Below are 12,541 nucleotides of genomic sequence, written 5' to 3' on the forward strand. Positions count from 1 at the left end.
ACCTTGAAAAACAGAACTTATGTTCGCATAAAAGATTATAAAATATTCCTTACTAAAAAACAAACAAAATATTATTAAAAATTAACTTCTTTCTATTTAGAATATTCAAACATTATATTACCATATCCACTTTTTAAATACATATATATTTTTGGTAGTTTTTTTGAATAAATCTTCCAATTCAATCAGAAAATAATGGCAAAAAGAAGAGGAGTTTACATATGGATACGGTAACATTAGCAAGAGCATTTTTTGGTTCTTCATTAGCATTCCACATTATCTTTGCAACACTTGGTGTCGGACTTTCATTAATGATTTTTATAAGTGAAATACTCTATCACTGGAAGAAAGATTCCGATTACGCCATTATGGCGAAAAGATGGACGAAGGCTTTTGCCATCCTTCTCGGTGTAGCAATTCCAACTGGAACAATTGTTGGTGTGCAAATCTCACTTCTTTGGCCTGGTTTTGCCAAAATTGTTGGACAGGTTATTTCTGTTCCCTTTCAAATTGAGATTTTCGCCTTCTTTTTAGAGGCTTTGTTCATGTCTATTTATGTATATGCAGCTGACAAACTACCTCCATTCATGAGATTAATCTCGCTATTCTTCGTCATGATTGGTGCCACGGCATCTGCCGTGCTTATTACATCAGCAAATACATGGATGAATACACCCGCAGGCTTTTCAATGGGACCAGATGGATCAGTTTTTAACGTTGATCCATGGAAAGCTTTCTTTAATCCGAGTTTTGGCACAAGCGCATTCCATGTTGTGATTACAGCCTACGCAACTGGAGCTGCCGTCATTGCCTCTATCGCTGGATTTAAATTATTAAAGAAGAATTTAAGTGAACGTGAAGTAGCGTATCATAAAAAAGGACTACTGTTAGGACTCGTCGTGACATTTATTACAGGTGCTACGATGTGGCTTTCGGGACACGAATCGGCGATTGCCTTACATAAGCATTCCCCTGAAAAACTTGCATCTGCTGAAGCTTTATTTGAAACGACATCACATGCACCGTTATCAATTGGCGGAGTTGTAGATCCTAACACACTTGAACTAAACTATGCACTAGAAATTCCGAACATGCTTAGCCTATTAGTGGGACTCGACCCTAGCACCGTCGTAAAAGGACTAAAGGAATTCCCACAAGAAACATGGCCACCATTTTACACACATACACTATTCAACTTAATGGTCGGCACTGCTGCCTTTACTTTTGCAGTTGCAGCAATCGCCCTCTTATATTGGTACTTTGTTTACCGAAAAAAAGGTGCAGAATTACCGAAGTGGCTTCTTTGGGGAGCTGCCGCATGTGGACCAATTATGATGCTCGGTATTGAATTCGGATGGATTTTCAGCTGTAGTGGTCGTCAACCGTGGACAATTTATGGTATGCAACGGACAGTCGACGCTTCTACACGCGCTGATTTTGTCGGTCCTTTATTTATTCTATTCATCATTTTATATATTGGACTCGGCATTTTAACAGTTTTTGTACTACGGACATTCTTTAAGAAACATCCGCTTACAAATGATTTACATCACGAAGGAGGCGATTCTCGTGCATGAGGAAAGTATTGCAATCATCATCTTATGGGCTCTTATTTTCGTATATAGTATATTAGGGTCCATTGATTTTGGAGCAGGTTTTTGGGGCATGGTATACGCAAAACATCCAACGCTTGCTGCCAAGCTTGCCAATCGATACTTATCACCCACTTGGGAAGTAACAAATACATTTCTCGTCTTTGTCGTTGTCGCTTTTCTCGGTTTCTTTCCGAAAGCTGCTTTCACCCTTGCGACAGTGATGTTCGTGCCAGTTATGTTAATTTTAATACTCATTGCAATTCGCAGTACATTCATGGTATTTGCTTACTCTCTGCCAAAGTATCAATTCCTCCTTCGGGTTATTTCAGGTATTACTGGGCTCTTAATTCCAGCCTTATTAATTACCGTGTTACCCGTTACAGAGGGGGCTTATATTACAATGACTGAAGGAAAAGAAGTACTCCTGTATGGAAAACTTCTTTCTAGCCCAGTTATCTACTGCTATATGCTCTTTGGGCTAACTTCGGAACTATTTCTCTCCTCTCTCTTTCTCGCAGATTTTGCGAGAGAGCAAGGTTCAGAAGATTCGTATAGAGTTTATAGAAGAAACGCCATCATCCTCGGTCCTGCAACACTCGTTACGGCAATTATCGCCCTCGTTGTAATGGATCCGGAAACACACTGGCTTATGCAAGGACTCATAAAGCAATTCCCATGGTTTACAGTTTCTATCGTTTTATTCGTTATCGGATACTCTTCTCTTTGGTGGACAAACAAGAAGTATGGCACACTAGGATACCCTCGCATTGCCGTTTTAGCAGTCGTCGCTCAATATGCATTTGCAAGTTACGCTTACGGTGTCGCGCATTTACCTTATATTATTTATCCTGATGTAACTGTATTTACAAGTTTTACAACGCCAGAAACATTCTATGCATTGCTTATCCTATACGCAATTGGAATCGCAATTTTACTACCAGGATTTATTTTCTTCTGGAATTTATTCTTGAAGGATCGAACTTTTTTGAAGGAAAAATAATATATTCGGGGGAGTCTGTTCCAAAAGGCATTTTGGGATGGACTCCTTTTTTCATGTTTTGTCGATAAGTTGATATATTTCAAAAATCACTGATGAAAATTTCATTTACTATCTTACTGCCCCCAACAATTTATAGACTCCTCTCACAATAGTTATTTCACTATTCGTGACACTTGTCCTTTAGCTTGAAAAACACATATTGGCTTTATTCCATTATATGTCTAGTTCTTCTTATTTTTTGCTGAATATACTATCAATACAAACTTGAGACAAGCTACATTTGTTCAAGGGAAAATAGAAAGGTAGGCAAAATATGAGCATTGAAATATGGATTACTATTATTGTATTCTTCTTAACAATGATTGTTGTCTTTTGGCGGCCTCGTGGCTTAAATGAGGCGTGGCCAGCAGCAATTGGTGCTGGCATTATCCTGATTACTGGACTTGTATCAAAGCCAGACGTCATGGACATTATCAGTAAAATTGGCGGTGCCTCCATAACAATATTAGCGACCATCGTTATGGCGGTTATATTAGAAAGCTTCGGCTTCTTCCACTGGTCCGCAGCAAAACTTGCAAACTTAGCAAAAGGCTCCGGTCGCCGTTTATACTGGTATATTCAATTATTATGTTTTCTTATGACTCTTTTATTTAATAACGACGGTAGTATTTTAATTACAACTCCAATCCTAATTTTACTACTGAGAAACCTTAAATTAAAACCTCATCAACAAATCCCTTATTTATTAAGTGGTGCTTTAATCGCCACTGCCTCTAGTGCCCCCATTGGTGTAAGTAATATCGTAAACTTAATCGCATTAAATATTGTGAATATGACTCTTTATATGCATACTGCTATGATGTTTGTACCTGCAACATTAGGATTATTATTTATGTCATGGCTTATGTACACAGTTTTAAAGAAAAAACTACCAGAGAAATTACCTGTTTCTTCATATGATATCGAAGAAATGTTCTTCACGAAAAACTTCCATCCGTTAAAAGGAAAAAATTCTGTTGATACGAAACAAAAACGGACAAAATTCATGCTAAAAGTATTAGGTTTCGTCTTCCTTATGCGCTGTCTACTTTTCGTTGCATCCTTCTTATCCATCCCAATCGAAATTGTTGCCGTACTCGGTTCACTCGTTCTTCTCATCTGGAGATGGTACTACTTACGAACAAACCCTGTCGACATTTTAAAAAAGACACCGTGGCACATTTTAATTTTCGCATTCTCTATGTATGTAATTATTTACGGGCTTCACAACGCAGGGTTAACAACGGTGCTTGTAAATTGGCTTGAACCAGTTGTAAGTCAACATCTACTCTATGCTAGCTTTGCAATGGGAGGACTCGTTTCTCTCCTCTCTAACGTCTTCAATAACCATCCTGCACTTATGATTGGTACAATCACATTAACAGAAATGGGACTAGACCCAGTCACATTAAAAACTATCTACCTGGCAAACATTATTGGTAGTGACATCGGTTCACTATTATTACCAATCGGTACGTTAGCTTCCCTCATTTGGATGTATATCCTGAAACAAAACAAAATTAAAGTAAAATGGAAAGACTATTTAAGTGTATCCCTTATCGTTATTCCTCTCACAACAGTCGTCACATTATTCCTCTTATACTACTGGGTACACCTTTTCTTCGCCTTATAAAGTGAAACTTTAATCAGTGGGGGTTTTCTTCATCCCCCACTGATTATTAGTTGAACCAATCGGACTTTTATGGGCAGTTGATCCCCCACCTAACTTCTTTGCTTTCGCTGAATTTTGAGTTGGGGGTCTTACTGCCCATTAAAGCGGGATAAACAACAGAAGCCCCCTTTGCTACCGTCTTAGCAAAGGGGGCTTCTTCTATATTTAAGTTAGGTACTACAGTGTGATCAATCAAGTAAAGAGGTGTAACGTATTATTGGTATAAATGACTACCAGTGTCTTTAAATTCTTTCGCTTTCTCTTTCATCCCTTTTTCAATTGCTTCTGTCGTTTCTAAATCATTGTCTTTTGCATATTCACGAATATCATGTGAAATTCTCATACTACAAAACTTCGGTCCACACATTGAACAGAAATGAGCCGTTTTCGCGCCTTCTGCTGGCAATGTTTCATCGTGATATTCCATCGCACGTTCAGGGTCTAAAGATAAATTAAATTGATCGCGCCAACGGAATTCAAAGCGAGCTTTTGAAAGTGCATCATCACGCTGATGAGCCGTTTTGTGCCCTTTCGCAAGATCAGCTGCATGTGCAGCGATTTTGTACGTAATAACCCCCGTGCGAACATCATCTTTATTCGGTAAACCTAAATGTTCTTTCGGCGTTACATAACAAAGCATCGCCGTTCCAAACCAGCCAATCATCGCCGCTCCAATTGCCGATGTAATATGGTCATAACCTGGTGCAATATCTGTCGTTAACGGCCCAAGTGTATAGAACGGCGCGCCCTGACAAATATCAAGCTCTTTCTCCATATTCTCTTTAATTAAATGCATCGGTACATGCCCAGGCCCTTCAATCATCACTTGCACATCATGTTTCCAAGCAATCTTCGTTAATTCACCAAGTGTTTCAAGCTCAGAAAACTGTGCTTCGTCATTTGCATCTGCAATCGAACCTGGACGTAATCCATCTCCAAGAGAGAACGAAACGTCGTACTGCTTCATAATTTCACATATCTCTTCAAAATGAGTGTATAAGAAGTTTTCTTTATGATGGAATAAACACCACTGTGCCATAATTGAACCACCACGTGAAACGATACCTGTCGTACGCTTTGCAGTAATCGGAATGTAACGAAGTAATACGCCCGCGTGAATCGTAAAGTAATCAACACCTTGCTCAGCTTGCTCAATTAACGTATCACGATACACTTCCCACGTTAAATCTTCTGCAATTCCGTTTACCTTTTCAAGCGCTTGATAGATCGGTACAGTCCCAACTGGTACAGGCGCGTTACGAATAATCCACTCACGCGTCGTATGAATATTTTTACCTGTAGATAAATCCATAATCGTATCCGCACCCCAACGCGTTGCCCACGTCATCTTCTCTACTTCTTCTGCAATTGAAGAAGATACAGCAGAGTTTCCGATATTTGCATTGACCTTCACGTGAAAGTTACGGCCGATAATCATCGGTTCTGCTTCCGGATGGTTAATATTCGCTGGTAAAATGGCACGACCTTCCGCGATTTCCTTACGAACAAACTCAGGCTCTACTCCTTCACGAATCGCAACATATTCCATCTCAGACGTAATGATACCATTACGTGCATAATGCATTTGCGTAACATTTGCACCATGCTTTGCTCTAAGCGGCTGACGATCCATTTGCGGGAAAACAGGCGTATGTTTCAAAGCCACTTTCACACCGTCATCCTCTGGTTTTACTTCGCGCCCTTCGTATGCTTCTACATCTCCGCGCTCCAGGATCCAAGAGTGGCGCGGCGCCTGCAGCCCCTTTTCCAGTTCCACTTTATAAGCAGGATCTGTATAAGGACCGCTCGTATCATATACACGAATTGGCGAATTCGGAATACCGTTCGTTTCGCTTTGTTCAATCTCGCGCATCGGCACTTTCATACCCGCGCGTGGTCCATCCACATACACTTTCTTACTTCCTGGTAAACTCGATTTCAATTCAATTTGCTCAGCTGAAACAGACTGTTTCATAACCTTTGTTGCCCCCCTGTACGTGACAAGGACGAGATATGGCCAGCGTATGCCAAAATAAAAAGAGCCAGGTCCATAAAAAAATAAGGACCTGGCTCATAAAGACATCATTATGTAAAGCCGTTAACTTCCCTACGCTGGTACGAGCCAGATCAGGTCCAAAGGGTTAAGAAGTTCACACGCTTCTCTCTCAGCCTACGCATACGTTAGGCACCCCTAGTTTATCACTGATTTAATTTTCAATACTTTCCCATCATACACGATAATCTGAAAAATGCAAAGTTTATTTCTTTTGTTGTTTATGGAATCATCCACGTTAAATAATATGCCTGTACATACGTCATAATACCAACAATAATTACGAAGAATAAACTATGCTTCACTGTAAAGCGGAATAAATCTGATTCTTTTCCAGCAAGTCCAACTGCCGCACAAGCAATCGCAATTGATTGCGGAGAAATCATTTTTCCTGTTACACCGCCCGTTGTATTTGCTGCAACGAGAAGTACTTCAGATACACCGACTTGCTGCGCTGTAATCGCTTGTAAATTCGAGAACAGTGCATTTGCTGACGTATCGGATCCTGTTAAAAATACACCGATCCAGCCTAGGAATGGTGAGAAGAACGGGAATAGTCCTCCAGTGCCTGCAAGTGCTAATGCTAATGTAGAAGATAGACCAGAATAGTTTGCGATAAACGCGAATCCTAATACGAATCCGATAGACAGAATTGGCATCTTAAGCTCATGTAACGTTTCTTTAAATGTTACTACTGCATCTTTTGCACTCATTTTCAAAATAAAGATAGAAATGATACAAGCAATTAAAATGGCTGTTCCCGTCGCTGATAAAATATCTAATTTCAAGATTGCTTCATAAGGCGTCGGTTTATTTACAATTGGCTCTGCTTTCATTACTAAATTGTGTAAGCCTGGAACTTCAAACTTAAACACAAGGCTTTCCAAAGCACCACCTGAAGCAAATAACGCTTTAAAGAAACTTTGGCTCCAAATGACTACCATCACAGTTAAAATAATGAATGGAGACCATGCTTTTACTACTTTTCCTACCGTTAGTTTCGGCATAGATATCGCCGTTGCTGCTACTTCACTATTTGCTTCTTTAGACTGATAGATTTCTTTCGGCTGCCAAACTTTTAAGAATAGCGATAAACTCACTAAACTTACAAGTGCTGACGTAATATCCGGAAGTTCTGGCCCTAAGAACGTCGCTGTAATGAATTGCGTAATTGCAAATGAGCTACCGGCTACAAATAGAGCTGGCCATGTTTGTCTTACTCCTTTAAATCCATCCATTAAAAATACGATAAAGAACGGAACAAATAATGATAGAAACGGTAATTGATGTCCAGCCATTTGTCCAATTTTATGTGGATCAATACCTGTTACTTGTCCAGCAACTGTAATCGGAATTCCCATCGCTCCGAACGCTACTGGTGCCGTATTTGCGATTAAACAAAGACCCGCTGCATATAAAGGATTTAACCCAAGACCTGCAAGAAGCGCTGCGGTAATCGCTACTGGTGCACCAAATCCTGCTGCCCCTTCCAAAAATGCTCCAAATGAAAAACCGATTAAAATAACGAGTAAACGATGGTCATTTGTAATTGATAATACAGATGCACGAATCACATCGAATTGACCTGTTTTCACAGATATTTTATATAAAAATACCGACATAATGATAATCCAAGCAATTGGCCATAGTCCGTATAAGAAACCATATCCCGTCGCTGCCATCGCCATCGTGAACGGCATCTTATAAGCGAATAACGCCACTAAAATTGTAAGTACAACTGTAATAAATCCTGCCACATACCCCTTCATGCGGAAAACTGCTAAAGCTAAGAAAAAAAAGATAATCGGAATAAGTGCGACCGCTGCCGAAATCCAAATGTTTCCGAACGGATCATAAACTTGTGTCCATGTGTTCATTGTTCTCTCCCCCTAAAGAATCCCCTTTTAAATAGAATAACCTCATCAATAGACTATCAGGTCATCATACCTTTAAACCTAAAATAAAAAAACGTCCAAGAAAACGTTTTCATTAATTCTATCACAACAATTTTCATTTAAAAAGATTTTTTTGAAAATTTTATTATTTCACTAGAAAATCTTACAAAATCGTCACGTTCTTGTAATGTTCATCGATAGTAAGCTTGCCAAAACTATTGCATAATAATAGTATAGCAACGGACATTATTTATGAGGTGATATATATGAACGGAAACAAAATATTAGCAGCTTTATCTTACTTTAGTGTATTATTTGCCCCTATCTTATTCCCTATTATTGTGTGGATTGTAGGCGATGCTGAAACAAAACCACATGCAAAACGTGCTCTATGGACACACATTATTCCAAGTATCGCTACATTCATTGGCGTAACTATTTTAGGAATTATGGGTATCGGATCGGATCAACCAGACGTAACACTTGGAATTGGAGCAATAATTGTCTTATGTATTTGCGGCATTATTAGCTTATACTACTTCATTTGGAACATCGTAAAAGGTATTAAAGTGCTGAAAGCTTAAGTTTAAACAAACGTTTGATTAAAACAGCACGCATCATAATAAATGAAATTTTATCGGCGATACGACAATCTTTTAATAAGAAAAAAACCGTCCCAAAATACCTTTTGGGACGGTTTTTTTATCTTCTGCGTTTCTTCTTTTTTCTCATCATTTTTTTGCGGCGCGTATTCACTTTATCCGCTATAATGTGAAGCGTGCTTGCCACAACAATTCCCATTAAGAACGTTACAATTTCAACCTCATGTTCCTTCGCAATTTCTATTAAATTCCCATCAAGCGCGATTACATTTAATAGGAATAAAAACGGAGAAAACACAATTAACATGTATGCAATACGAATCACATCACCAAGTATAATTGTATGTGTAAAGAAGGAGCGATGCGGCATGACCTTCTTATACGGATACCAAAATATACGTAGGAATCCCCATTTATTATACGCATTACTATATGTATCTAAATCCGGCGTTAAAAATGAAGTACCTACTAAAAAGCCAATTGCAAAAGTTAATAAAAAATCCAAGTTTGTTAATCCATACGAAAAGAGCATAAACAAAACAACCGGAAGGGATATTAAGTTTATTTTCGTATGCGTTCTTCCTGATGGCATAATGCACTTCCTCGCTTACGTTCGCCCTGTCACCATATGACAGTTCTCACCTATTGATCTAATTTCTGATCGATAAAGGATGTGTCTATATCCGAACCAAACCATTCTGCCAACTTCACTCGTGCCTTATCTTTCACCTCTTCATTGACGTATAACGACGTTTGTAATAGAGCAGCCATTAACGCCCCTAAATCATCTGTATAACCAACTCCAGCAATAAAATCTGGGATGGCATCAATTGGTGCAATAAAATAAGCAAGTGCTCCAATCACAATAATTTTCACTCGCTTTGGAACATCAGGTCTTTGCAAAACGTAAAACAATAATAAACTTGCATAAATAACCGACTGTCCTGCTTGCTTTGCAACATGTTTTGCTTTCTTCCAAAACGCTTCAACTGAAAATTTTTGTTCCATGTAAAAGCCTCCCTATTTTTTAAAAGAAATAAGCTACAATATGTTATCAGTAAAAGTTCATCAAAATTACACATAATCTATCAATGAACTTTCATTGTAACAAACAAACGAAAAAAGAACAAGTGTTCGTTAATTTTTACATATTTCTCATCATATAATAGGTTTCTAGATAGCCGCTTACCCATTGTCATTTCTTATTTCTCAACAAAGAAAATTTTCACTTTCACTTAACATTCTGCTCTACCTTTGTTATATTTTCTAGTTGACGGACATAAAAACGAATGTTAAAGTTTTCTCTGGTAGTGACAAATCTTATACAAAAAATGTAAAATGTTATAGTGTTTCTCAGAAATGAATTTTGTTGTATAATACAGAAATGACGTTATGCTTATGAGCAACACAAGAAACCAAAAGGGTATGCATAGTTATAGTCGTATATGGGTGAATATAGAACCTCTAATTATGGCCAAGAAAACTATGTATTTTTTATTTTAGCATTTTTCGCTCCAAAATCGACCAAGCCTGATAGAGAAAGGGTGGAAATGAATGAAAGAAACCTTGAAATCACAATTTCAAAATGTGCGTTTCACTGTATTCGTAGCTTTAGCTTTATGGCTAAAGACGTACCTTATTACACGCACAAGCTTTGATTTAAAACTTGAATCTTTCATGCAAGAATTCATTTTATTCCTTAGTCCATTAGCAGCATCATTACTGCTTGTTGGTCTTGCATTATTTGCAAAAGGGAAAAAACGTAACTATATAGCACTTGGAATTAATTTTGTTTTAACAATCGTTCTTGTTGGTAACGTAATGTTCTACGGATTCTACAATGACTTCGTTACTTTACCAGTACTAGGACAAACATCTAACTTTGGAAGTTTAGGTTCTAGTGTGAAAGAATTGTTTAACTACAAAATTATCCTTGCATTTGCTGATATTATTGTATTCTTCATTTTATTGAAGAAGATGAAGAATTTTGCACCGACAGAGCGTGTAGCACGCCCAATGCGTTCCCTATACTTCGTGTCAACAGTTGCTATTTTCTTCGCAAACTTAGGACTTGCAGAAGCTGAGCGTCCTGAACTATTAACACGCTCATTCGACCGCGTTATGCTTGTTAAAAACTTAGGTTTATATGTACACCAAGTATATGATCTTGGCTTACAAGCAAAATCAAGTTCACAAAAAGCTTTTGCTGACGGTAGTAAATTACAGGAAACAGAAAACTACGTAAAAACAACGCAAAGCAAACCAGATCCAAATATGTTTGGTACTGCAAAAGGGAAAAACGTAATTGTTGTCTCTCTTGAGTCATTACAAACATTCTTAATTGGTGCAACAGTTAACGGACAAGAAGTTACACCATTCTTAAACCAATTTACGAAAGAAAGTTATTACTTTGATAACTTCTTCCATCAAACTGGGCAAGGAAAAACATCTGATGCTGAATTCTTAGTAGATACTTCAATGTATCCACTAGACCGTGGTGCTGTATTCTTCACACACGGTAATAACGAATATACAGCAACTCCAGAAATTTTACGTGAGCAAGGATACCACACATCAGTATTCCACGCGAACAACGCAACATTCTGGAACCGTAACATTATGTATCCGGCACTTGGTTATGATCGTTATTACAACGAGCTTGACTACAAGATTACGCCAGAAACGAAATTAAATTGGGGATTAAAAGATATCGAATACTTCGATCAATCTATCGATATGTTAAAAGAAGTGAAGCAACCGTTCTATACTCGCTTCCTTACTTTAACAAACCATTACCCATTCACTTATGATGACAGTACGAAATTAATCGATGAATACAATTCTGGTGATGGCGTATTTGACCGTTACATGGTAACTGCTCGCTATTTAGACGAAGCAATGAAACACTTTATTGAGCGTCTAAAAGCAGAAGGTATTTACGACAACTCAGTTATCGTATTCTACGGTGATCACTACGGTATTTCTGAAAACCATAACCGTGCAATGGCACAGTTCTTAGGAAAAGAAGAAATCACTACATTTGACCATATGAACTTACAAAAAACACCGATGTTTATTCACGTTCCAGGTCAAAAAGAAGGTAAAACAATTTCAAAACCAACTGGTGAAATTGACATTAAACCAACAATTCTAAACTTACTTGGTGTAGATTCTACGAATCAAGTTCAATTCGGTCATGATGTATTCTCACCAGACAATAAAGGATTCGTTGTTCTTCGTGACGGTAGCTTCGTTACAGATAAGTACATGTACACGAACAGTACATTCTACGACCGTAATACTGGCGAAGTTGTACAATTACCAAAAGAAGAATCTCAACCACTCATTGATCGTGCCCAAAATGAATTGAACATGTCTGACAAAATCATTGAAGGTGACTTACTTCGCTTCTCTGAAAGTAACAAGACCAAAACTGGTGAAGTAAAGACGGCTATTAAAGAAGAAAAGAAGAGCGCTGAGTAATCTCAGCCTCTTTTTTTTATATTTCTCCATACAATCACTTATATTCATTAACTTTAACATTACATAACCTTTACCAAATATTCACATAGAATTAATGAAACATCTCTATAATAAAATATGTAAACGAGGTTCTCTATATTTCTTATCTCTCATCTGTAATAAGATCCCTTAAAGAAATATTTGAATCGTTTATTTCTACTTT

At 37.9% G+C, this 12,541-nt stretch carries 9 protein-coding genes and 1 riboswitch; of the genes, 5 read left to right on the top strand and 4 right to left on the bottom strand.

Features of this window, described 5'->3' with window-relative positions; genetic code table 11:
• Positions 1 to 221: 221 nt before the first annotated feature.
• From cydA to DN393_RS19170, 3 genes are all read left to right on the top strand, one after another.
• Positions 222 to 1,577 (top strand): cytochrome ubiquinol oxidase subunit I, encoded by a 1,356-nt coding sequence (cydA, locus tag DN393_RS19160; RefSeq protein ID WP_064476174.1) that lies wholly within the window; start codon positions 222 to 224, stop codon positions 1,575 to 1,577.
• Positions 1,570 to 2,595, top strand: coding sequence for a cytochrome d ubiquinol oxidase subunit II (locus tag DN393_RS19165; RefSeq protein ID WP_064476173.1), 1,026 nt, complete (start codon positions 1,570 to 1,572; stop codon positions 2,593 to 2,595). The genes cydA and DN393_RS19165 overlap by 8 nt, the downstream gene beginning before the upstream one ends.
• Before the next feature lie 313 nt (positions 2,596 to 2,908).
• Complete coding sequence (locus DN393_RS19170; RefSeq protein WP_048560350.1) at positions 2,909 to 4,267, top strand: arsenic transporter; 1,359 nt, start codon at positions 2,909 to 2,911, stop codon at positions 4,265 to 4,267.
• A gap of 253 nt (positions 4,268 to 4,520) precedes the next feature.
• On the opposite strand, the gene thiC is transcribed toward DN393_RS19170, so the two are convergent.
• Entirely contained in the window at positions 4,521 to 6,281 is a 1,761-nt protein-coding gene (gene thiC, locus DN393_RS19175; RefSeq protein WP_064476172.1) for a phosphomethylpyrimidine synthase ThiC, read from the bottom strand.
• A gap of 112 nt (positions 6,282 to 6,393) precedes the next feature.
• Positions 6,394 to 6,509: riboswitch (TPP riboswitch) on the bottom strand.
• Positions 6,510 to 6,580: 71 nt separating this feature from the next.
• Positions 6,581 to 8,236, bottom strand: coding sequence for an L-lactate permease (lldP, locus tag DN393_RS19180; protein ID WP_088047785.1), 1,656 nt, complete (start codon positions 8,234 to 8,236; stop codon positions 6,581 to 6,583).
• A gap of 284 nt (positions 8,237 to 8,520) precedes the next feature.
• Here lldP and DN393_RS19185 point away from each other — a divergent pair, with 284 nt between their 5' ends.
• Positions 8,521 to 8,838 (top strand): magnetosome magnetite crystal formation protein family, encoded by a 318-nt coding sequence (locus tag DN393_RS19185; RefSeq protein WP_064476170.1) that lies wholly within the window; start codon positions 8,521 to 8,523, stop codon positions 8,836 to 8,838.
• A gap of 118 nt (positions 8,839 to 8,956) precedes the next feature.
• On the opposite strand, the gene DN393_RS19190 is transcribed toward DN393_RS19185, so the two are convergent.
• Entirely contained in the window at positions 8,957 to 9,448 is a 492-nt protein-coding gene (locus DN393_RS19190) for a metal-binding protein (protein WP_064476169.1), read from the bottom strand.
• 50 nt (positions 9,449 to 9,498) lie between these two features.
• Positions 9,499 to 9,864 (bottom strand): YkvA family protein, encoded by a 366-nt coding sequence (locus DN393_RS19195; protein ID WP_064476168.1) that lies wholly within the window; start codon positions 9,862 to 9,864, stop codon positions 9,499 to 9,501.
• 546 nt (positions 9,865 to 10,410) lie between these two features.
• On the opposite strand from DN393_RS19195, the gene DN393_RS19205 reads away from it, so the two are divergent.
• Positions 10,411 to 12,339 carry an LTA synthase family protein gene (locus DN393_RS19205; protein WP_064476167.1) on the top strand — a complete coding sequence of 643 codons (1,929 nt, stop codon included), beginning with the start codon at positions 10,411 to 10,413 and terminating at the stop codon, positions 12,337 to 12,339.
• The last annotated feature ends 202 nt before the right edge of the window (positions 12,340 to 12,541 follow it).

The organism is Bacillus sp. BPN334 (assembly GCF_008368885.1).
GTDB lineage: Bacteria > Bacillota > Bacilli > Bacillales > Bacillaceae_G > Bacillus_A > Bacillus_A wiedmannii.

What these genes read in the sequence shown, in the direction of transcription:
- thiC (WP_064476172.1), bottom strand. Translation starts at nt 6,281, where the DNA reads ATGAAACAGTCTGTTTCAGCTGAGCAAATTGAATTGAAATCGAGTTTA.
- DN393_RS19170 (WP_048560350.1), top strand. Translation starts at nt 2,909, where the DNA reads ATGAGCATTGAAATATGGATTACTATTATTGTATTCTTCTTAACAATG.
- DN393_RS19195 (WP_064476168.1), bottom strand. Translation starts at nt 9,864, where the DNA reads ATGGAACAAAAATTTTCAGTTGAAGCGTTTTGGAAGAAAGCAAAACAT.
- cydA (WP_064476174.1), top strand. Translation starts at nt 222, where the DNA reads ATGGATACGGTAACATTAGCAAGAGCATTTTTTGGTTCTTCATTAGCA.
- DN393_RS19190 (WP_064476169.1), bottom strand. Translation starts at nt 9,448, where the DNA reads ATGCCATCAGGAAGAACGCATACGAAAATAAACTTAATATCCCTTCCG.
- DN393_RS19185 (WP_064476170.1), top strand. Translation starts at nt 8,521, where the DNA reads ATGAACGGAAACAAAATATTAGCAGCTTTATCTTACTTTAGTGTATTA.
- lldP (WP_088047785.1), bottom strand. Translation starts at nt 8,236, where the DNA reads ATGAACACATGGACACAAGTTTATGATCCGTTCGGAAACATTTGGATT.
- DN393_RS19205 (WP_064476167.1), top strand. Translation starts at nt 10,411, where the DNA reads ATGAAAGAAACCTTGAAATCACAATTTCAAAATGTGCGTTTCACTGTA.